16 protein-coding genes, 1 tRNA gene and 1 pseudogene are annotated in these 21,454 nt (G+C 68.3%); 11 read left to right on the top strand and 7 right to left on the bottom strand.

Annotated features, from left to right (window positions below; genetic code table 11):
* The first annotated feature begins 56 nt into the window (after nucleotides 1-56).
* The 4 genes from DDQ50_RS08410 to DDQ50_RS08395 are packed head-to-tail and all read left to right on the top strand — an operon-like array spanning nucleotide 57 to nucleotide 4,307.
* Entirely contained in the window at nucleotides 57-1,322 is a 1,266-nt protein-coding gene (locus DDQ50_RS08410; protein ID WP_165829751.1) for an ABC transporter substrate-binding protein, read from the top strand.
* A 2-nt stretch (nucleotides 1,323-1,324) separates the two neighbouring features.
* Complete coding sequence (locus DDQ50_RS08405; protein WP_205663613.1) at nucleotides 1,325-2,248, top strand: carbohydrate ABC transporter permease; 924 nt, start codon at nucleotides 1,325-1,327, stop codon at nucleotides 2,246-2,248.
* Nucleotides 2,245-3,075, top strand: coding sequence for a carbohydrate ABC transporter permease (locus DDQ50_RS08400; RefSeq protein ID WP_116756316.1), 831 nt, complete (start codon nucleotides 2,245-2,247; stop codon nucleotides 3,073-3,075). The genes DDQ50_RS08405 and DDQ50_RS08400 overlap by 4 nt, the downstream gene beginning before the upstream one ends.
* A gap of 11 nt (nucleotides 3,076-3,086) precedes the next feature.
* Nucleotides 3,087-4,307, top strand: a complete 1,221-nt coding sequence (locus DDQ50_RS08395; RefSeq protein WP_116756315.1) for a mandelate racemase/muconate lactonizing enzyme family protein — start codon at nucleotides 3,087-3,089, stop codon at nucleotides 4,305-4,307.
* A 63-nt stretch (nucleotides 4,308-4,370) separates the two neighbouring features.
* On the opposite strand, the gene arfA is transcribed toward DDQ50_RS08395, so the two are convergent.
* A complete protein-coding gene (gene arfA, locus DDQ50_RS08390) occupies nucleotides 4,371-5,903 on the bottom strand; it encodes an arabinosylfuranosidase ArfA (protein WP_116756314.1) in 1,533 nt (510 codons plus the stop codon).
* A gap of 236 nt (nucleotides 5,904-6,139) precedes the next feature.
* On the opposite strand from arfA, the gene DDQ50_RS08385 reads away from it, so the two are divergent.
* The 4 genes from DDQ50_RS08385 to DDQ50_RS08370 all read left to right on the top strand — a co-directional run bounded on the left by DDQ50_RS08385 (nucleotide 6,140) and on the right by DDQ50_RS08370 (nucleotide 9,304).
* Nucleotides 6,140-7,180 (top strand): LacI family DNA-binding transcriptional regulator, encoded by a 1,041-nt coding sequence (locus tag DDQ50_RS08385; protein WP_116756313.1) that lies wholly within the window; start codon nucleotides 6,140-6,142, stop codon nucleotides 7,178-7,180.
* A gap of 48 nt (nucleotides 7,181-7,228) precedes the next feature.
* A complete protein-coding gene (locus tag DDQ50_RS08380; protein WP_116757360.1) occupies nucleotides 7,229-7,807 on the top strand; it encodes a uracil-DNA glycosylase family protein in 579 nt (192 codons plus the stop codon).
* Nucleotides 7,808-7,880: 73 nt separating this feature from the next.
* Nucleotides 7,881-8,636 carry a helix-turn-helix domain-containing protein gene (locus DDQ50_RS08375; protein ID WP_116756312.1) on the top strand — a complete coding sequence of 252 codons (756 nt, stop codon included), beginning with the start codon at nucleotides 7,881-7,883 and terminating at the stop codon, nucleotides 8,634-8,636.
* 74 nt (nucleotides 8,637-8,710) lie between these two features.
* On the top strand, nucleotides 8,711-9,304 hold the full coding sequence (locus DDQ50_RS08370; protein WP_116756311.1) for a small multidrug efflux protein: 594 nt from the start codon (nucleotides 8,711-8,713) through the stop codon (nucleotides 9,302-9,304).
* Here DDQ50_RS08370 and DDQ50_RS08365 read toward each other — a convergent pair whose 3' ends face one another.
* Entirely contained in the window at nucleotides 9,305-10,249 is a 945-nt protein-coding gene (locus DDQ50_RS08365; RefSeq protein ID WP_240614312.1) for an NAD-dependent epimerase/dehydratase family protein, read from the bottom strand.
* 93 nt (nucleotides 10,250-10,342) lie between these two features.
* On the opposite strand from DDQ50_RS08365, the gene DDQ50_RS08360 reads away from it, so the two are divergent.
* On the top strand, nucleotides 10,343-11,491 hold the full coding sequence (locus DDQ50_RS08360) for a trans-sulfuration enzyme family protein (protein ID WP_116756309.1): 1,149 nt from the start codon (nucleotides 10,343-10,345) through the stop codon (nucleotides 11,489-11,491).
* 356 nt (nucleotides 11,492-11,847) lie between these two features.
* Here the strand turns inward: DDQ50_RS08360 and DDQ50_RS08355 are convergent.
* The 3 genes from DDQ50_RS08355 to DDQ50_RS08345 all read right to left on the bottom strand — a co-directional run bounded on the left by DDQ50_RS08355 (nucleotide 11,848) and on the right by DDQ50_RS08345 (nucleotide 16,125).
* Nucleotides 11,848-11,921: transfer RNA gene (locus DDQ50_RS08355), tRNA-Met, on the bottom strand.
* Between the two features lie 51 nt (nucleotides 11,922-11,972).
* Nucleotides 11,973-14,891 carry a UPF0182 family membrane protein gene (locus DDQ50_RS08350; protein WP_240614311.1) on the bottom strand — a complete coding sequence of 973 codons (2,919 nt, stop codon included), beginning with the start codon at nucleotides 14,889-14,891 and terminating at the stop codon, nucleotides 11,973-11,975.
* Between the two features lie 76 nt (nucleotides 14,892-14,967).
* Nucleotides 14,968-16,125, bottom strand: a complete 1,158-nt coding sequence (locus tag DDQ50_RS08345) for a YlbL family protein (RefSeq protein WP_240614310.1) — start codon at nucleotides 16,123-16,125, stop codon at nucleotides 14,968-14,970.
* Between the two features lie 183 nt (nucleotides 16,126-16,308).
* Between DDQ50_RS08345 and DDQ50_RS08340 the strand changes: the two genes are divergently transcribed.
* Together DDQ50_RS08340 and DDQ50_RS17480 are read left to right on the top strand one after the other, a co-directional pair.
* Nucleotides 16,309-17,646 (top strand): zinc-dependent metalloprotease, encoded by a 1,338-nt coding sequence (locus tag DDQ50_RS08340; protein ID WP_116756308.1) that lies wholly within the window; start codon nucleotides 16,309-16,311, stop codon nucleotides 17,644-17,646.
* Between the two features lie 770 nt (nucleotides 17,647-18,416).
* A pseudogene (locus tag DDQ50_RS17480) lies at nucleotides 18,417-18,770 on the top strand (TOMM precursor leader peptide-binding protein); the annotation flags it as partial.
* Here DDQ50_RS17480 and DDQ50_RS08330 read toward each other — a convergent pair.
* Nucleotides 18,769-20,484, bottom strand: coding sequence for an ATP-dependent helicase (locus DDQ50_RS08330; RefSeq protein WP_116756307.1), 1,716 nt, complete (start codon nucleotides 20,482-20,484; stop codon nucleotides 18,769-18,771). The pseudogene DDQ50_RS17480 and the gene DDQ50_RS08330 sit on opposite strands and share 2 nt — an antisense overlap.
* The gene (gene nudC, locus DDQ50_RS08325) at nucleotides 20,481-21,443 is read right to left on the bottom strand and encodes an NAD(+) diphosphatase (protein WP_240614309.1); all 963 of its coding nucleotides are present in this window, start codon (nucleotides 21,441-21,443) and stop codon (nucleotides 20,481-20,483) included. Before nudC ends, DDQ50_RS08330 begins: the two co-directional genes overlap by 4 nt.
* Nucleotides 21,444-21,454: the final 11 nt, after the last annotated feature.

Genomic DNA, 21,454 nt, shown 5'->3' with positions numbered 1-21,454 from the left:
TTCTTAGTAATTTATGAAGTGGGCTTGGTTCGCCCCCCACTTACAAAGGAGTAATGATGGCAACGCACACCTTCCGTCGGTCCCGACTCGGCGGGATCGCCCTGCTCGCGGTCGCCGGCCTCACGCTCTCCGCCTGCTCGACCGGCGGCAGCTCGGACTCCGCCGAGGGCGGCGAGATCGAGCCGGCCACGATCACCTTCGCCGCCTCCACCTTCGGCGACCCGGGCCTCGGCCCTCGCCTGCAGGAGCTCGTCGACGAGTACAACGCGAGCCAGGACATCGTCACGATCGAGCCTGCCGCCGTCCCCTTCCCCACCTTCGGGCAGACCGTGCTCACCCAGATGGGCGGCGGAGAGGGACCCGATCTCGTCCGCTTCGACATGCCGGAATTCACCTCGGCGGCCGATGCGGGACTGCTCGAACCCCTCGACGACAAGATCGACGCCGACGAGCTCGGGCTCCAGGAGGGACCCGACCAGTACATGTTCGTCAACGACGAGCGGTACGGCGTCATCTTCGACACCTCGAACTACGTCATGTACTACAACACCGATCTCATCCCCGAGCCGCCGACAACGTTCGACGAGTTCATGGACGTGGCGAAGGCGACGACCCAGGGCGATGTGTACGGGCTGGCCTTCCGTCAGACCCAGGCCGAGGAGAACGGCGTCTGGCAGGACATCTTCAACTACGTCTACGGCTTCGGCGGCGAATGGTCCGACGGCGAGGAGCTCACGCTCAACAACCCGAAGAACGTCGAGGGCCTCGAGGCGTACCAGTCGCTCTACGACGCGAACGTCATCCCGAAGGGCGCCGACGCGGCGACGTTCCGCAAGATGTTCGCGCAGAACAAGGTCGGCATGGAGCTGAACAACGGCGGCTACCTGGTCGCGACCCGCGGCACCAACCCCGACCTGAACTTCAGCGTCGCCCCCATCCCGTTCCCCGTCCGCGCCCAGGGCGCGATCATGGCGCCGATCGTGATCAACGCGAACAGCGAGCACAAGGACGCGGCGATGGACTTCATCAACTGGGTCCTCGAAGCCGAGAACCAGACGTCACTGCAGGAGGCGCTCGGCGCGTCCAGCGTCGCGACGAAGACGACGCGCAGCGATGAGCAGCTGGCCGAAACCCCCTTCCTCCCTGTCTACGACGAGCTGACCAACAGCAGCTCGCCGCAGATCGTCGTCGGCTTCGGACCGCAGACGGCCGACATCCGGAAGATCGTCGTCACTCAGGTGATCTCCGCGCTCCAGGGACAGCAGACGATGGAAGAGGCCCTGGACAACGCTCAGGACGAAGCAGAGCAGATCGTCGGCTGACAGTGACGACTCTCAACGCCAGGGCGAGCCGGCGACGGCGCAGCCCGCTGGGCAGCAGGTGGACGCCCTACGTCTTCCTGCTGCCCGCGGCGGCCTACATCTTCGTCTTCCAGGCGATCCCCCTCCTGCAGGAGGTGTACCTCAGCTTCACCCGCACCAACCTGCTGAATCCCACCCGGAGCGAGTGGATCGGATTCGACAACTACACGCGGGTGTTCGCGAGCTCCGACTTCCAGCAGACGCTGGGGACGACCGCCGTCTACGTGATCGCGTGCGTCGTCGGAGCGGTTGGATCCGGACTCGTCGTCGCGCTGCTGCTGAACGGGAGCTTCCCCGGACGCGGCATCGCCCGAGCGCTGGTCACCGTCCCGTGGGCCGCCCCCGGGATCGCGACGGCACTCATCGCGACCTGGATGCTGAACGCGCAGTACGGCATCATCACCCGCGCACTCCGGGCCATCGGCGTCGACGTGGGCGAGAGCGGGATCCTCGACAACCCCGACCTCGCCCTCCCGGCGATCCTGCTCACGACCATCTGGCAGCTGTTCCCCTTCGTCGCCGTCGTCCTGCTCTCCGCGCTCCAGTCGGTTCCGACCGAGCTGGTGGAAGCGGCCGAGATGGACGGCGCCAACCGGCTCTGGGTGTTCCGCGTGGTCACCTGGCCCGTGATCAGGCCGACGGTGGGACTCATCGCCCTGCTCATGACGATCTGGTCGCTGCGTCGGTTCGAGCTCATCTGGCTGATGACCCGCGGCGGTCCCCTCGGGACGACCCGCACCCTCGTCATCGACCTCTACTCCCAGGCGTTCGACTCGAAGCAGTTGGGCGCCGCCGCCGCGATCGGAATGGTCGGCGTCGTGATCGCCATGATCGTGGTCGTCGGCAGCCGCCTCGTCACACGCGCAGCAGAGAAGGACACCGCATGAAGCGCGTCAGAATCGGCGTGGTAGGCCGCATGATCGGGGTCCTGATCGTGCTCGGCATCGCCGTCTTCCCCATCTACTGGATGTTCACAACGGCGCTGACGAGCGACGCGGACCTGTTCGCGCCGGAACCCCGGTGGTTCCCCGACTTCGGTCAGTTCTACGTCTTCGTCGACGCTCTCGCGGAAGGTCCGACGCTCACCTGGTTGGCGAACAGCACGATCGTCGCGATCGGCACGACGGTGTTCTCCATCGGTCTCGGCATCCCGTTGGCGTACGCGCTGTCGCGGTTCTCCTTCAAAGGCAAGGTCGCGGTCGGGCTCCTACTGCTCATGACGCAGATGCTCCCCGAAGCCCTGATGGTCGTTCCGCTGTTCTCCCTCTACCGGCGATTCGAACTCCTCGACTCGCTCGCAGGACTGATCCTCGCGAACACCGCGTTCGTGCTCCCGATCGTCGCGCTTGTGCTCAAGGGCGCGATCGACGGCATCCCGAAGGAGCTCGAGGAGGCGGGACGCGTCGACGGGGCACGACCGCTCGCGGTGCTCCTCCGGATCAACGTGCCGATCATCCTGCCGTCGATCGCGGCGGCGGCGGTCATCGCGTTCTTCCACGCCTGGAACGAGTACGTATTCGCGGTCACGTTCATCTTCAACAAATCGCTCCAGCCCGCATCGGTCGGTCTGGCGGGGTTCATCGGTGAGCAGGGGACGGCGATCCAGACGATCATGGCCGTCGCGTTCATGTTCACGCTGCCCGCCGTGGCCTTCTACCTCTTCGCCCAGAAGTACGTCGTCTCCGGAATGACGGCCGGCGCCGTCAAAGGATAGGAACACATCAGATGAAGATCACGAGTCTCCGCACGGTCACGGTCGACTTCTACCGGACGAACCTCGTCTTCCTCGTCGTCGACACCGACGAGGGCATCACGGGGGTCGCCGAAGCGACCCTCGAAGGCCAGGAGTTCGCCGTCCAAGGGGCGGTGCGGGTGCTGGAGCAGGCCGTCCTCGGTCTCGATCCGACCCGGATCTCGCAGACGATCTACGAGGTCGCCCGCAACGGCTACTGGCGCGGCGGACCGGTCACGGGCACAGCGTTCAGCGCCTTGGAGATGGCGATGTGGGACATCTCGGCCAAGGCGCTCGGGGTGCCTGTCCACCGGATGCTCGGCGGCGCGATCCGCGATCGCGTGCGCGCCTACGCCAACGGATGGTTCTCCGGCGCCGAGAAGCCCGAGGACTTCGCCGAGGCCGCCGTCGCGACGGTCGCGTACGGCTTCCGCGGACTCAAGTGGGATCCGTTCGAGGCGGCCGACCGGAACACCACCGATCGCGACCTCGACCGCATGCTCGAGGTGGTCGCGGCGGTCCGCGATGCGGTCGGGAGCGACATCGAGCTCTTCATCGAGGGGCACGGCCGCTTCGACGTCCCCTCCGCGATCCGGATCGCCCGGCGGCTCGAGAAGTTCAACCCGGTCTTCTTCGAGGAGCCGTGCCCACCCGAAGGGCTCGACGCGATGATCGAGATCCGCAGCAAGTCGCCGGTGGCGATCGCCGCGGGTGAGCGCTGGTACGGGCGCCAGGGCTTCGTTTCGGCGCTCGAGCGCGGAGCCGTCGACTTCGTCCAGCCCGATGTCACGCACGCGGGCGGTCTGCTCGAACTGTCGTTCATCTCCACCCTCGCCGACCACCACTACGTGCCGTTCGCCCCGCACAACCCGAGTGGTCCCTTGAGCACTGCGGCCACCCTGCAGCTCGGTGCGACCCTGCCGAACTTCCGCTACCTCGAGATCATGGCGGTGGACGTGCCGTGGCGCTCGGACGTGTCGAACGAGAACCTGCAGCTCACCGCCGAGGGCGACGTGATGATCCCCGAAGGTGTGGGCTTGGGGATCGAGCTCGATTTCGAGGCGATCGCCGAGCACCCCTACTCCCCCCATCCGATGCGGATCTTCCAGGATGCGGTCGCGAACATCCGACCGACGGATGCGCGGTCCTACTTCAACCGCGGGCCGGGGCAGACCGAGGAGGCGCCGCCGGTCGGACTGGTCGGCGCTGCGTGAGCGCGCTTCCGGCAGCTTCCTCCCGAGCCGCCGGAAGCGTGAGCGCATCGCGCTCCACTCGGGTCAGTCCTCTTCGGCTCCGTCACCCGACAGCTCGATGGCGGTCCAGGACACAGGCGGCAGTTCGACGGTGAGAGTGGTTCCGCTGATCGCCGCGCTCGCATTGTCGGCGAGACCCACTCGCGTCTGATCCGCGAGCGTGTTGACCGCGTCGAGGTCCTCGTCGTGCATGGTCTGGGCGGAGACGACCGTCATCCGGCCCAGCTGCCCGATCTCGACCTCGACGGTGATCGACTGGTCGAGACTGCGGTTCACCAGGAAGACGGCGGCCTCCCCCGCATCCTGCTCGAAGGTGGCGACGGCATCGACCAGCGGCACCTCCCCGTACCTCTCCGTGCGGTAGGTGGGGGCGTCGAGCTTGAGCTGCAGGCTCCGCCCTCGGGCGAGTCGTGATGTCACGGCGAACGGGAAGAACGTGGTCTGCCGCCATGCCGGTCCACCGGGCTCGGTCATGATCGGGGCGATGACGTTGACCAGCTGAGCCAGGCTGGCCGAGGTCACCCGGTCGGCGTGACGCAGCAGGGAGATGAGCAGGCTTCCGACCACCACGGCGTCGGTCACGGAGTAGGCGTCCTCGAGCAGTCGCGGGGCCGACGGCCAGGACTCGGCATCGGTGATCTTGTCGACCTCGTTGTACCGCGACTGGTACCAGACGTTCCACTCGTCGAACGAGATCTGCATCGTCTTCTCGCTGCGTCGCAGCGCCTTGACGTGGTCGGCGGTCGCGGTGACGGTGTCGATGAAGCGATCCATGTCGACGGCCGAGGCGAGGAAGCTGCCGAGGTCGCCGTCGACCGGCTCGTAGTAGGCGTGGCAGGAGATGAAGTCGACCTCGTCGTAGGTGAGCTCGAGCACCTCCCGCTCCCAGGCGCCGAAGGTGGGCATCTGAGCGCCTGAGCTGCCGCAGACGACCAGTTCGAGTCCGGGATCGACCTGTCGCATCGCGCTCGCGACCTTCGCGGCGGCGCGCCCGTACTCGTGCGCCGAGCTGTGGCCCAGCTGCCACGGGCCGTCCATCTCGTTGCCGAGGCACCACATCCGGATACCGTGCGGCTCGAGCGTGCCGTTGTCGACCCGCTGGTCGGAGAGAGTCGTGCCGGAGCGGATGTTGGAGTACTCGAGCACGTCGAGTGCCTCCTGGACCCCTCGCGTGCCGAGGTTGACGGCGTACATCAGCTCGCTGCCGATGCCGCGCAGCCAGCCGGCGAACTCGTCGAGCCCCACCTCGTTGCTCTCGGTCGAGTGCCATGCGAGATCGAGTCGGCGCGGGCGCCGGTCGCGGGGTCCGACGCCGTCCTCCCAGCGGTACCCCGAGACGAAATTGCCGCCGGGGTATCGGATCGTCGAGACGCCCAGCTCGCGGACGAGGTCGCTGACATCGCGCCGGAACCCGTTCTCGTCGGCCTCGGGATGGCCGGGCTCGTAGATCCCGTCGTAGACGCACCGTCCGAGGTGCTCCACGAACGAGCCGAAGAGGCGTCGGTCGATGGGGCCCACGACGAAATGCGGGTCGACGGTCATGCGTGCGCGGATCATGGGGCGAGGCTCTCCTGACGTTCGAGTGTGCGACGGCGTTCGGGCGCGACCCCCAGCGCCCCACGCACGGGCGATGATTACAACGTTGTATACGCGATCGAGGTGACGATACCGCACCTCTGATCCGGTCAGCCAGCGCCTTGGGGAAGCGTGTTCGGCACGAGCCCTCGAAGCCCAATGACCGCTACCTGCCGATACAGTGTGCCGACGATACGCCCCTGCGAGACGGAGGACCCTTGGCCGCGACCCTTCGCGATGTCGCCCGGCTCGCCGAGGTGTCGATCAAGACCGTCTCGAACGTCATCCACGATCATCCGAACGTGCGGGACGAGACCCGAGCCCGAGTGCAGAGCGCCATCGAGGAGCTCGACTACCAGCCGAACATGTCCGCACGCGGACTCCGTTCGGGCAGGACCGGCGCCATCGGCTTGGCGATCCCGTCCATTCGGGAGAACTACTTCGCAGAGCTCGCGGACGCGGTGATCGAGGCGGCGGATCTTCACGGTGTCAGCGTGCTCGTCAGCCAGACCAACGGGCTGCGCGAGGCGGAACTCGACGTGCTCTCGGGGCGCCGGCTCCGACTGACCGACGGCCTGCTGTTCAGCCCGGCCAGCCTCGGACAGGACGATCGGGATCTCCTGAACGTCCGGTTCCCCCTCGTGCTGCTCGGCGAGCGCATGTTCGACGGACCCACCGACCATGTGACCATGCTCAACATCGAGGCGGCGACCGCGGCGGTCGAGCACCTGATCTCGCGCGGACGCCGCCGGATCGCCCTTCTCGGAGTCGATGCCGAGCGACTCGACGAGGCGGGGTCGGCGAACCTGCGCGCGGCCGGCTATCAGTTGGCTCTGCAGCAGGCGGGCATCGCTTACGACCCCGCCCTGGTCGTCGGGCCCGCGCACTGGGATCACGACGACGCGGCCGAGGCGACGCGAGCTCTCATCCGCTCGGGCGCACCGTTCGACGCCGTGTTCGCGATGAACGACACCCTTGCGGTCGGGGCGCTGAGGGCCCTGGCCGAGGCGCGGTTCCGGGTGCCGGAGGACATCGCGATCATCGGATTCGACGATATCGAGGCGACCCGATTCTCCATCCCCTCCCTCTCGAGCGTCGACCCGGGCCGATCGCAGATCGCTCGGCTCGCCGTCGAGCGACTCCTCCACCGGATCGAGGAGAAGAACGACCGGCAGCCGCCCCAGCGGTTCACGACCGACTTCACCATCGTCGCGCGCGAATCGACCGATCACCCCGCGGAACGCTCGGTCGACGGGTGACGATCCCCCTCCCGGCGGGTGCCCTGGCCGATCGGCGACACTGGACGGGTGGATGAACTCGACCGCCTGCGCGCCGAGATCACCGATCACCCCAGCAACGCCTGGGCGCGAGAACGCGGATACGAGCCGCTCTTCGTGGCGCACCCCGAAGCGCGCGTACTGATCATCAGCCAGGCGCCCGGTCGGGTCGCTCAGGACAGCGGCATCCCCTGGAACGATCGCAGCGGCGATCTGCTCCGATCCTGGCTCGGCGTCACCCGCACCGAGTTCTACGATCCGCGCAACGTCGCGATCGTCCCGATGGACTTCTACTACCCCGGCAAGGCGGCGAGCGGAGACGTGCCACCACGCCGCGATTTCGCCGACAGATGGCACCCACCCGTCCTCGAGCAGCTCACCGGGGTCCGGCTGACGGTCCTCATCGGGTCGTACGCGCAGCGCCACTACCTCGGGTCCGGCGCCCCGAAGACTCTCACCGAGACCGTCCGCGTGGCCGAGACCTACCTCCCGTTCTTCCCCATCGTGCACCCCTCTCCCCTGGCTCGCGGCTGGCGGACCCGCAACCCCTGGTTCCAGGACACGACGGTGCCGCTCCTGACGGAGCACGTTCGCGCCGCACTCGGCTGACGGACGTGATGCTTGACCGTGTTGCGGGAACACGGTCTTGAATAGCCGTGCCGAGACAGGAAAGGCGGCACGAATGCCTTGGAGCACACGCGAGCTCGCGGATCTGGCGGGTACGACGGTGAACACGGTGCGCCACTACCACCGGACCGGTCTCCTCGCCGAGCCGGACCGCATGTCGAACGGCTACAAGCAGTACCAGGTCCGACACCTCGTCCGACTCCTGCAGATCCGCCGCCTGAGGGAGCTGGGCGTGCCTCTCGAGCAGATCGAACAGGTCGGCGCCAGCGGCGACGCCTCGGCAGATGCGCTTCGAGCCATCGACGCCGACCTCGGCGCGAGCATCGAGAGACTGCAACGCGCTCGGGCCGAGATCCGCGCCATCCTCGAGGGCTCCTCCGTCGCCGGCGTACCCGCAGGGTTCGAGAACGTCGCCGCCCGTCTCTCGAAACCCGAGCAGTCGCTCATGCTCATCTACGCCCAGCTCTACGACGACGAAGCGATGGGCGATCTGCGGCAGATGATCGCGGATGACCCGGTTGAGGTGACCACCGCGTTCGAGGATCTCCGACCCGATGCCGACGACACCGAGCGCCAGCAGCTCGCAGAGCGATACGCACCACTGCTGGCCCGCCATCTCAGCGCCTACCCGTGGTTGAGCGACCCGACGGCGCACCTCATCAAAGCGCCCGGCGTCACGCAGAACACCTTCCTCGAATCCGTCGCCGCGCTGTACACCCCCGCGCAACTCGACGTGATCGTCCGGGCCAGTGCGATCGCCCGGGAGATGGTGGAGGCGACGGGTTCGCCGACGGCGGATCCGACCGCTTGACCCTGTTCCGGGAACACGGTCTTTACTCCTTCCCGCACGGTCGTCCGACCGTGGCCCCAAGAAGGAGAACGCACATGTCCAGTCCCTACGAAGGACTTCAGAACCTGGTCGACCAGCTGCCCGAATTCGTGCAGCCGCTGGTGGTCGCAGGTATGGGGATGATCCCGTACGTCGAAGGCGAGGGCTCCGCGGCTCTCGGCATCCTCGTCGGTATCAACCCGATCGTCGCCGCTCTCGCCGGAGCGGCCGGCAACATCCTCGCGGTGATCGCGGTCGTGCTGCTCAGCTCACGGGTCCGCGAATCGGTAGTCGCACGCCGCGCGCGCCGCACAGCCCCGACCACCGTGTCGGTCGGTGCGACGTCGACCGCCGGCGGGTCGACTCTCGTCGACGAGGCAGCGGTCGGCGCCGGCCAGGAAACCGGCACCAAACCCGCCAAGCGGAGCAAGGGCCGGGAGCGGCTCAGTCGCTGGCTGGTCCGGTTCGGCGTCCCCGGGGCGAGCATCCTCGCCCCTCTCGCTCTCCCGACCCATCTGACCGCCGCGTTCCTCGTGGCATCCGGCACCCCGAAGCACTGGGTCATCCTCTGGCAGGTCATCGCGATCGTGCTGTGGACCGGCCTCGTCGCCGCAGCGGCGCTCGGGGTGACCAGCCTGCTGGGGTGGTGATCAGACGACCAGTGAGCGGCCTGACGGGTCGAGGTAGTCGGACCAGGAGCGCGTGGGGTTGAAGCCCAGCAGGCGGCGGGCCTTCTCGATGGAGATTCCCGACGCATCGACCCGCGCGAGATCGCGGAGCTCGATCCGATCGCCGTAGTAGCGCTTCAGGATCTCCGCGAAGTCGTGTCCGCCGGCGTTGTCCGGGGAGGCGATGTAGAACACCTCATGGCCGGGCAGATCCGACTCGGTCGCGAGCACGATGGCGTCAGCCAGGTCGTAGACGTCGATGTAGCTCCACAGGTTCGCGCTGAGGTTCGAGGGGTCGCGCACCTGCGGGCCGAGATTCACTTCGTAGTTGTCCTCGTTGTGCACGGTGCTGGGCCGGATCGAGATCGCCTTGATATCCGACCTGCGCACCGCCGCGTCCATCATCTGCTCGCCGAACAGCTTCGACAGCGCGTACGGGTCCTGAGGGTGCAGAGGGTGCTGCTCGTCGACGGGAGCGTAGTCGGGCAGGAAGGGGCGCTCGGGGAAGAAATTGCCCACGATGCTCTCGCTCGAGATGTTGACGAAGCGCCTCACCCCGAAGCGGACGGCCGCCTCGACCATGTTGAACGTGGACATCACGTTCGTCTGCAGCACGACGTGCGCGGGGTTGCCGGTGGGCTGCGGGATGGCGGCGACGTGCACGACAGCGTCCGCGCCGGCCGTGACGGCGAAGGCGGCGCCGGCGTCGGTCAGGTCGGCCATCTGGTAGCGCCCCGGAACGACGACGCCCGCATCGAAGACGGGGCTCACACGGTCGACGCCGAGCACGTCGTGCCCCGCGTCGACGAGCGCCTGCGTGGCGGCACGACCGACCTTGCCGCGTGATCCGGTGACGACGACCTTCATGCTGGGGAGTCCAATCAGTTCTGCGGCGCGCACCGCCGATGCGGCGGGCGCTGCGGTCACCCTAGCCGGGGCCGTCTCGGAGCCCTCCCAGCCTGGGCGGCGGCCACGGATCCGCGAGCTGTCCGCCCGATCCACCCCCGTTAGCATTGCCACATGGTCGCCGACAACATCCATCCCGAGAGCCTGACCGCACAAGGACTGGGGTGGGTGGATGAGACCACCCGGGCCATCAACCCGTCGATCCCCATGTCGAGCACGTACGTGCGCGACGCGGACAACGCCTACCGTTCGGGCCGTGTCTACATGCGCGATCAGAACCCGGCGTTCGACCAGCCCGAGACGCTCATCACCGAGCTCGAGCACGGCCATCAGACCCTGCTGTTCGCGAGCGGGATGGCGGCGGCCACCGCTGTGTTCCAGGCGCTTCACCCCGGCGACCATGTCCTGGCTCCTCAGGTCATGTACTGGAGCCTGCGCAACTGGCTGATGAACTTCGCCACCTCGTGGGGGCTCGACGTCGAGCTGATCGACATGACCGACCCGGCGGCCGTCGAGGCGGCGATGCGCCCGGGCTCGACGAAGCTCGTCTGGATCGAGACGCCCGCGAACCCGCTGTGGACCATCACCGACATCGCGGCCACGGCCGACATCGCGCACCGGGCCGGCGCGCTCCTCGCCGTCGACTCGACCTCGGCGACCCCGGTCCTGACCCAGCCGATCGATCTCGGCGCCGACCTGGTGATGCATTCCGCGACGAAGTACCTGAACGGCCACTCCGACCTCACCGCGGGGAGCGTCACCACACGGTCGGACAACGAGCACTGGCGGCGCCTGCGGAGCGTACGCGCACAGATCGGCGGCACTCTCGGCTCGGTGGAGTCGTGGCTGCTGCTCCGCGGCATGCGCACGCTCTACCTCCGGGTGCGTGCGGCGAGTTCGTCGGCGCAGCGCATCGCGGAGCACTTCGACGGGCACGGCAGCGTCGTCGAGGTGCTCTACCCCGGGCTGCCCGGCAGCGCGGGTCACGAGATCGCGAAGGCGCAGATGAGCGGCGGGTTCGGCGGCATGCTGTCGATCCGGGTCGCCGGCGGCGAGGCCGCTGCGATCGCCGTCGCCGCGAACGTGAAGCTGTGGAAGCGGGCCACCTCGCTCGGCGGCGTCGAGAGCCTCATCGAGCACCGGTCGAGTGTCGAAGGGGCCGGCAGCCCCGTGCCCACCGACCTGCTGCGACTCTCGGTCGGAATCGAGAACGTCGAGGACCTGATCGCCGACCTGGAGCAGGCGCTCTCTACTCTCAGCTGAGCTCAGCGGGCCTCGCGGAAGTGGGCCCGCCTGACTCCTCACGGAGATGCAGAAGGCCCCCGCCTGACGGCGGGGGCCTTCTGCATCTAGTTGCGGGGCACCCCATCCGCTACCCCAACTACCGCTCCGCGGCACTTGGGGCCCCTCGCGGACGTGGGCCCACCCGACTCCTCACGGAAAGACAGAAGGCCCCCGCCTGGCGGCGGGGGCCCTCTGCATTTAGTTGCGGGGCACCCCATCCGCTACCCCAACTACCGCTCCGCGGCACTTGGGGCCCCTCGCGGACGTGGGCCCACCCGACTCCTCACGGAAATGCAGAAGGCCCCCGCCTGACGGCGGGGGCCTTCTGCATTTAGTTGCGGGGACAGGATTTGAACCTGCGACCTCTGGGTTATGAGCCCAGCGAGCTACCGAACTGCTCCACCCCGCGCTACGTAGATAACTTTACCACGCCGCTGAGGCTTCGAAGTCCGCCCTCCGATCAACCGCCCGCTGCGATCGCCTTCTCGAGCGCTGCCTGCAGGCGCGCATCGGCCTCAGCCGCCGCCACCAGATCGTTCTCCGCGTATGCGGCGGCGCGATCCTGCAGAGCCTGGTTCGCATCCGCGAGTGCCTGACGCAGATCTGCCGAGACAGCCGTTCCGTCACCACCTGTTTCCGTGCCACCGTCGGTGCCTGTATCCGTGCCCGTATCGGTGCCCGTACCGGGTTCCGCACCCTCGTTCGGAACGGCGGTATCACCAGCGTCCGCACCGGAGTCGCCGCCGAACAGCTCATCGAGAGCCGAGTCGAGGGTGTCCTCGAACGCCACCCGATCACCGAACGACACGAGTACACGGCGCAGCAGCGGAAGCTTCGTCTCACCGCTCGACTGAACGTACACCGGCTGGACGTAGAGCAGACCGCCACCGACCGGCAGGGTCAGCAGGTTGCCTCGGACGACCTCGGATCCACCGCGCTCCAGGATGTTCAGCTCGGTCGCGACCTGCGCATTCGAGTTGAACGTGTTCTGGACCTGACCTGGGCCCGGGACGGTGTCGTCCTTCGGCAGTTCCAGCAACCGCAGCTTGCCGTACCCCTCAGCCCGTTCGCCCGCCGTGGCCCCCGCATCCGAATCGACGGCGAGATACCCCGTGAGCACCGACTGGCCGCCCGCATTGTTCTGTCGCGGAATGTACGTCGAGTACAGCGAATAGGTCGGCGCATCCGAACCCGGGACCTGCATGGTCAGGTAGTACGGCGGCTGCAGCACGTCGGACGTCGCCGGGGCCGTCGGGTCGGCGGGTGTGCGCCACGCGTCGTCCGCCTGGTACCAGGAGCCGGCATCGGTCACGTGGTACGTGCCGAGGATCGCACGCTGCACCTTGAACAGGTCCTGCGGGTACCGGACGTGGCTCATCAGCTCACCCGACATCTCGCTCATCGGCTTGAGGCTCGTCGGGAACACCTTCTCCCACGACAGGATGACCGGGTCGTTCTCATCCCAGACGTACAGCTCGACCGAGCCGTCGTAGGCATCGACCGTAGCCTTGACCGAGTTGCGGATGTAGTTCACATCGTCGATCGCGAAATTCGGCGACGGCGTATAGCTGTCCGCGATCGCGTCACCGAGGCTCTGAACCTTGGAGTACGGGTACGACGACGATGTGGTGAACCCGTCGACCACCCATTTGAGCCGCCCGTCCACCACGGTCGGATAGGCGTCGGAGTCGAGGGTCAGGTAGGGAGCGACCTTCTGAACCCGCTCACGAGGATCGCGGTCGTAGAGGATCTGAGACTCGGAGTTGACGGCGTCCGAGAGGAAGATCTGCTCGGACTGGAACTTCAAGGCGTAGATCAGCTTGTTGAACCAGTTGCCGAGCGACGGACCGGCATCTCCGGAGAAAGTCGTGTAGATGCCGGAGTCCCCCTCGCCGCCGTTCGACGGATAGTCGAGTTCGATGGGGTCCGTTCCGGCGGGAGCACCGACGATCGAATACCCGGGCGAGTTCTCGCCGAAGTAGACGCGGGGCTCGAATTCGCCGAGGGCACCGGTGGTCGGGATATCCGACTCGACGAACTTCGGCTGTCCGTCAGCGGACCGTTGATTTCCGTAGGCCGCGACCAGACCGTAACCGTGCGTGTAGACAACCGTGCGGTTGTACCAGGTCTGCGAGTCTCCGAGGCCTGCCTGGTTCAGCTCGCGAACCGCGACCACCGTGTCGGTCGTCTGGCCGTCGACCTCGTACCGGTCGACGTCGAGCGTGTCGTTGAACGTGTAGTACTGCTTGAACCGCTGCAGTTGGCCGAACGTCGGCGAGACGACCGCGGGGTCGAGAATGCGGATGTTGGCGGTCGTCTCGGCGTCCTGACGGAGCGCTCCCGGGGTTGTCTCGCTCGTCGCCTCGTACGGGACCTCTTCGATGTCCGCGACGCCGTACGCCTCGCGCGTCATGTCGATGTTGCGCTGGATGTACGGCCGCTCGACGCTCAGCTCGCTCGGGGCGACGGTGAAGCGCTGGACGACCCAGGGAGCGACCGAGCCGATGAGGAGACTCACGACGATGAGGAGCGCGGTGCCGATGACCGGGAAGCGCCAGCGGCCCGTGATCGCGGCGAAGAGGAAGAGCAGCGCGACGATCACGGCGACCCCGGCCACGATCTGCCGGCCCGGGATGACGGCGAAGACATCGGTGTAGCTCGCACCCGTGATCAGGGTGCCGGCGGTGGAAAGAGTCACGTACTGGTCGAGCCAGATGCTGACGGCCTGCAGCGCGACGTAGACCGCGGCGGTGATGCCGAGCTGCACGCGGGCGGCCTTCGCGAACCGCACCTCGCGGCCCGCGACCCGGATGGCCCCGTAGAGGTAGGTGGTGGCGAGTCCGATGAGGCCCGCCAGCAGGACGATCGCCGACGCGAAACCGACGACGCCGTGGATGAAGGGCAGATCGAACAGGTAGAAGGAGATGTCGAGACCGAACTGCGGGTCCGTCTCACCCGTGGGGGTGCTGTTGAAGTAGAGAAGGGCGGTCTGCCATCGGGTCGCTGCCGAGACGCCCGCGAACAGGCCGACCACGATCGGGATGCCGATGGCCGCGAGGCGGCGGAGGGGCTCGATGACCTGCTGGTAGCGGTCGAGCTGGGCGGCGGGGCGCGCGTAGACCGGCCGGAACCGGTAGGCGAGGTAGATGCTGACGAAGACGGGGATCGCCATGCCGAAGAAGCCGGCGGCGAACAGCGCGACTCCGGCACCCCACTGGGTGAACAGGACCTGCTGGAAGCCGAGCTGATCGAACCACAACACGTCGGCGTAGAGGCCGGCGAAGATGAAGAATCCGATGAGGAGGGCAGCAACGATCGCTGCAGTGATGGCGAGGGTGGATCTGTTTCTGCGGCGCGGTGCGGCGGCTGTGGTCGTCACGGGGTGAATCCTACCTTCGGCCCGAGACACGAAGCTGAGCGGGCCTCGGCACCTTCTGTCGCCCCACCCGACCGGATTACCGGGCGGAGGCCGCCGCAGCCGCCTCGCAGGTCGGCAGGTCGGAGGTGTCATCCCCCGCCGAGACGGTCTCGATGGCGGTGATCGCATCCTCGAGCGTCTCGACCGCCACCACCTGCAGATCACCGGGGACGTGGCCGACGACCTCGTCGCAGTTCGACGCGGGGGCGAGGAACAGGGTGGCGCCCGCCTGCTGCGCGCCGTAGAGCTTCTGGCGGATCCCGCCAATGGGGCCGACGGTGCCCGCCGCGTCGATCGTGCCGGTGCCGGCGACGGTCAGCCCCCCGGTCAGCGCATCGGGTGTGAGCTTGTCGTAGATGCCGAGGGCGAACATCATGCCCGCGCTCGGTCCGCCGACATTCGGGAGCTCGATCGAGACGTCGAATGGGAAGTCGTAGGAGACCTCGACACCCACGCCCAGGACGACCGCACCGTCGCGTTCCGTCGGGGTCACCTCTACCTCGAGCGGCGAGCCGTCACGCTCGATGCCGAGCTGGGCCGGCGAGTCCGCACCGTGGGCGGCGAGCTTCTCGCGCAGATCCGTGAGACCGGTGACGGCGACGCCGTCGACGCTCGTGATCACGTCGCCCTCCTCGAGGATCCCCTGGGCGGGCGAGTCGTCGAGGAGCGCCCCGATCGAGACGGTGGTGCTGAACTCGTAGCCGAGCTCGGTCAGCGCCGCGGCGATCGCCTCCTGCTGCGAGTTCGTCATCTGGATCGCGCTCTGCTCGCGCTGATCGTCGGTGGTCGTGCCCGCCGGGAAGACCGACTCGAGCGGTTGGACCGACCGGCTCGGGTCGAACCACGACATCGCGACCTCGAAGAAGTTCGCAGGGCCCGACGGCGAACCGAGCACCGAGACTGTGAGCAGATCGAGACTGCCGTCGGTTTCGTACGTCTCCTCATCGGGGATCGAGATGAGCGGGGCGTCATCCTCCCCCACCGTGCCCAGGGTGTTGTAGACGGGACCCGGGGTCTCGATCACGTACGGCGACGGCGCGAACGCCAGTGCGATCACGATCACGAGGGCGACGCCGATCAGCAGCCAGCCCAGCCAGGTGCGACGTTCACGGTCGGTCATCGGGCTGCGAGCCGATCGGCCGAGATCGACGTCGTCGAACGAGTCGTCGTCGCGCTGTGCTCTGAAGAAAGTCACGGGAGCTCTTCCTGCGCCGGGGATGCCGGCGGATCGGTGGGCCGAACCGCCGATCGGTGTTCGCGGCGGGCAGAAGCCCGGCGGGCCCCTATCCAGCCTGGGCCGCATAGTCGCGCACTAGCGTAGATCGTGCGGTGAGGGCGGGAGCGATCCCTCACCCGAACAGCGTGAGAGGAATCCCGCATGGCAGAGCCCTCCGACGGATCCGGCCTCGGTCCCGACGACGAGATGCGCGAGATGATCCGCAAGCTCCTCTCCGGAGGCGGCGAGATCGATCCGGCCGCCCTGGCCAGTGCCGCAGGTCTGCCCTCCGACCCGGCGAGCATGGCCAACCTCATGTCGCAGCTGCAGGCCGCCGTGTCGAGTTCGACCGATGGGATCAACTGGCAGCTTGCGACCGACCAGGCGCTGCAGCTGACCCGCACCACGAGCCTCACCCCGACCGACCGTGAGCGGTCCGATTTCGACGCCGCGCTCGGTGTCGCAGCCCTCTGGCTCGACGAGGTCACCGAGATCTCGGAACTGACCACCACCGCACGCCTGATGACACGCAGCGAATGGGTCGAGCAGACCATGCCGTTCTGGAGCCAGCTCGCCGAACCGGTCGCGACCAGCATCACCGACGCCCTCACCGAGGTCACGAAGCAGCAGCTGCCCGAGGAGCTGGCCGGCATGCTCGGCGGGGCGAGCGGACTGCTCCGCGGCATCGGCGGCACCCTGTTCGCCGTCCAGCTCGGCCAGGTGGTCGCCGCCCTCTCGAGCGAGGTGGTCTCCGGCGGAGACATCGGCATCCCGCTGCTGGAGGAGCGCGCCGCACTCCTCCCTCAGAACATCAAGGCCTTCTCCGAGGGACTCGACATCCCCGAGGATCAGATCGCGCTCTACCTCGCGGTCCGCGAGATCGCCCACGCGCGTCTGTTCCGGCACGCACGCTGGCTCCGTCAGGGCCTCATCAGTGCCGTCACCGACTTCGCGCACGGCATCTCGATCGACATGAGCAATTTCGAGGACATCCTCACCGACCTCGATCCGAGCGATCCCGAGCAGCTGCGCGACGCGCTCACCTCCGGCAAGTTCATCCCGCCGCAGTCGGACGCCCAGAAGGCGGCGCTCGCACGCATCGAGACGCTTCTCGCCCTCGTCGAGGGCTGGGTCGACGTCGTGACCGCCGCCGCCACCGCCCGACTGCCGAAGAGCGACGCGATCGCCGAGACGGTCCGACGCCGTCGCGCCTCCGGCGGGCCCGCCGAATCCGCCTTCGCCTCGCTCATCGGCCTCGAGCTGCGGCCACGACGCCTCCGCGAAGCGGCCACGATGTGGCAGATCGTCGGCGACAGCCTCGGCGGCGGACAACGCGACGCTCTCTGGTCCCACCCCGATCTGCTGCCGAGCGCGGCCGACATCGACGACCCGCAGGCCCTCGTCGCCCGCCTGTCCTCCCCCGATGTCGCCCACGACGACATCGATCAGGCCATCGAGGATCTCCTCCGCGACGACCAGGACCGCCCCCACGAGTCCTAACCCGCACGATCGAGCCCGCCGGAGGTAGCGGACCCCCAACGCCTCGACGAGCTCAGCGGGCGAACCGCCCATTGAGCGAAGCGAAATGAGCGCAGCAAGGCCCGTAGGTCCCTACGCATCGCCGCGCTCAGCGAGCGGGACACCCCCGCCCATTGAGCGCAGCGAAATGAGCGCACCACGGCCCGAAGGTCCCTACGCATCGCTCCGCTCAGCGGGCGGGACACCCGCCCGCCCATTGAGCCCGTCGAAATGAGTGGGTCGCCGCCTGCCGAAGTCCTTCGCTTCGACGAGCTCAGCGGGCGGTGCGGTGCTCTGTGCTTCCTTTCTCATGTGCATAAGTTCTGCGGGGCGGTTCGGGGGCGGCGGAGCATGGGCGCGTGGTGTTGCGCATCGATCCGTCCGTCATCCCGGTGTGGATCGGCACCGACACCCTCCGGTTCGGGGCGGACCGGCCGCGGCTCGTGCTCCGCGACCTCACCCGTGAGGACGAACTCGTCATCCATGCCCTCCGGATCGGTGCGCACCGCGACGCGCTCGCTGCGTTCACGTCCGGCCTGCCCTCATCGGAGGCGCGCATCGACGTCCTGCTGGAACAGCTCGCCCCTGTGCTGCTCGACGAGCCCGAGACCACCCCGGTCCGCATCGTGCTGGAACGCGTCCTGCCGTGGCCCGAGCGGTCGGCCCGTATCGACGCCGCGGTCGCCGCATCGCTCCTCGGGCTCGGCGTCCGCCTGGTCGGCCGCGACGACCCCGTCGACCTCGCCGTCGTCATGACGGCGCACCTCGTGGCGCCCGCGGTCGCCGCCTACTGGCTCAGCCGTGACATCCCCGTCATCCCCGTGCTGCTCGGCGACGAAGGCGTGACCGTCGGCCCTCTCGTTGACCCGGGACGCAGCGCCTGCCTGCACTGCGTCGCCGTCAGCCGGACCGACGACGATCCCGACTGGCCCGTCATCGCCGCGCAGCTGCTGGCTCCCGCCCTCATCGCCCCGCTCCGGGTGCACCCGGCGGCCGCCGCCGAGGCGACCGCCGTCGTCACCCGTGCCGTGTCCGATCTCACGCTCGGCAGGGCCACCGCCCTCGACGGTGCGAGCCTGACGATGAACGGGACGGACGGGACGATCAGCCGACGCGAGTGGCGGCTGCATCCTCGATGCTCGTGCCGAGCTCTTCCAGGAAACGCGAGCGTGGCCGCTCTGCCGCCCGGTGAGGGCCGACCTTCGCCCAGGAGAGTCGCAGCGTCGACCGTGCGCGGGTGATGCCGACGTAGAGGAGACGGCGCTCCTCCTCGACGGCCTGCGGGGTCTTCGCGTAGCTGATGGGCAGGTACCCCTCGGACAGGCCGACGAGGTACACGTGATCCCATTCGAGACCCTTCGCCGAATGCAGGGTCGCGAGAGTCACCGCGTCACGGGTGGGCTCGTTCTGGGCGGCCTGCCGCTCCCCCAGATCCTCGACAAACTGCCCCGTCGTGGTGCCCGGAGGGCACTGCTCGGCCATCGTCATGATCGTGTCGAGCGACTCCCACCTGTCGCGCAGTGCCCCACGGGTCTCAGGGGCCTGCTGGGTCCAGCCCAGCGAGCGGAGGATGTCGCTGACGGTCTTGAAGAGGGGCTCGTCCGACATGGTGAGGGCGGCGGCGCGCAGCATCATCATGGCTTCCTTGACCTCGCGCTGGTCGAAGAAGCGCCCGGTGCCGCGGACGGTGGCCGAGATGCCGCGCTCGTCGAGGGCCGTCTCGAGTGCCGCGGATTGCGAGTTGATCCGGAAGAGCACCGCGATCTCGCTCGGGGCCACGCCCGAGCCGACACGGGCGGCGATGTCATCGGCCACGGACCGGGCCTCGGCCAGCTCGTCGGGGTAGGTGTGCAGCTCGACGACCCGCTCGGCGGCATCGGTCGGCCGGGTCGGTGCCAGGGTCAGGGCGCCTGGGCGGTCGCGCATGAGCTTGTTCGCGACCGCGAGGACTCCGGGATCCGAACGGTAGTTGCGTTCGAGTCTGATGACCTGGGCGTCGGTGTAGGTCGCGCCGAAGTCGAGGAGGTAATCGGATTTCGCACCGGCGAACGTGTAGATGGTCTGGCTGGCGTCACCGACGACGCACACGTCCTGCCGGTCCCCCAGCCAGGAGTCGAGCAGCTGCTGCTGCAGGGGCGAGACGTCCTGGTACTCGTCGACCACGAAGAAGCGGTACTGCTCCCGCACCTGCTGAGCGACCCGCTCCTCCTCCTCGATCATCCCGATCGTGGCAAGCAGCACATCCTCGAAGTCGAGCTGACGACGCGAGTCCTTGATCTCCTCGTACGACCGGTGGACGGCGGTGACGCTGTGGGCGTCGAGATTGCCGGGGAGCATCCGGGTCTCGGCGGCGGCCTCGTACGCGTCGATCGAGAGCCCGGCGACCTTGCGCCATTCGATCTCGGCGGCGAGGTCGCGCAGCACGGCGGTGTCGACGGGGACGCGCACCGCCTCGGCGGCCTGAGCCAGAAGGCGGGCCTTGCTGTCGAGAACCCGCGGCAGCGTGCCCCCGATCGTCTGCGGCCAGAAGAAGCTCAGCTGCGCCAGAGCGGCCGAGTGGAAGGTCCGCGCGCTGACGCCCGATGCCCCCAGCGAGCGGAGTCGGCTGCGCAGCTCCCCGGCGGCACGGGTGGTGAAGGTGAGCGCCATCACCCGGCCCGGCGGGTAGACGCCGGATGCGACCCCGTAAGCGATGCGGTGGGTGATCGCGCGAGTCTTGCCCGTCCCGGCCCCGGCGAGCAGGCAGACGGGACCCAGCAGCGCCTGCGCCGCCTGCCGCTGGTCGTCGTCGAGCCCCTCGAGCAGCCCGTCCGGATTCACGGAGCGTCCAGGGGCGCGCCGAACCACCTCTCGATGATGGCGCGGGCGATCGAGGCGCGGGGTGGGATGCCGATCGTGCGGACGCCGTCGCTCAGCTCCTCGCGCGTGAACCAGCGCAGGTCGATGATCTCGACCCCGTCGGGGACGGGCACGCGGACCGAGTCGGGGGCGAGTCGCGCTTCGAAGCCGATCATGATCGACGCGGGGAACGGCCACGGCTGGGAACCGAGGTAGGTGGGGTTCGCGACGCGCAGCCCCGCCTCCTCGTACATCTCGCGCACGACGGCCGCCTCGAACGATTCCCCGGGTTCGACGAATCCGGCGAGCACCGAGTATCGGTCGCCGCCCCAGCGCGCATTGGCGCCGAGCAGCAGCCGGTCCTCGTCGTCGATGATGCCGACGATGACGGCCGGGTCGGTGCGCGGGAAGATGTGCGTGCCCGACTCCTCGTCGTGCTGGCCGGAGGGGTGTCGCACCCAGCCGCCGAGGCCCGGCTCCGTCGGTTCGCCCGTGCGCGGGGAGAAACCGTGAGTCGAGTGCCAGTTCGCGATGGCGAGGGCCTGGGTGAACAGGCCCGAGTCGAGCGGCTCGAGCTCGGTGGCGATGGCGCGCAGGTCACCCCATCGATCGGCGTCGGTGGAGACGGCGTCGGCCTCGTCGGCGTCGAGGATGGCCACCAGGACAGGGCGGCCTTCCAGGTCGCCTTCGGTGACTCGTCCGAGGTAGATGAGGGTGGCCGACTCGGCGACGGTGGCCGCCGGCCGCAGCTCGAGGCGGGGCCCGTCGCCGCCTTCGGCCAGAAGTGCGCGTCCGCGGGCCAGGAACATCGTGAGGGCCGACGGATCGGCTCGGAGTTCGGCGAGCACGCCGGGGCGGGCGCGAGTCAGGTAGTCCCTGTCGATCATCGACCGCGAGAGCGGGAGCCGATCGGAGAAGTCGGAGCCACCTGAACCTGACACGCATGCCTCCC

Origin of the sequence: Amnibacterium flavum (genome assembly GCF_003097495.1) — a bacterium.
In the GTDB taxonomy this organism is placed as follows: Bacteria; Actinomycetota; Actinomycetes; order Actinomycetales; family Microbacteriaceae; genus Naasia; species Naasia flava.
This window is presented reverse-complemented; position numbering and strand designations above follow the sequence as displayed.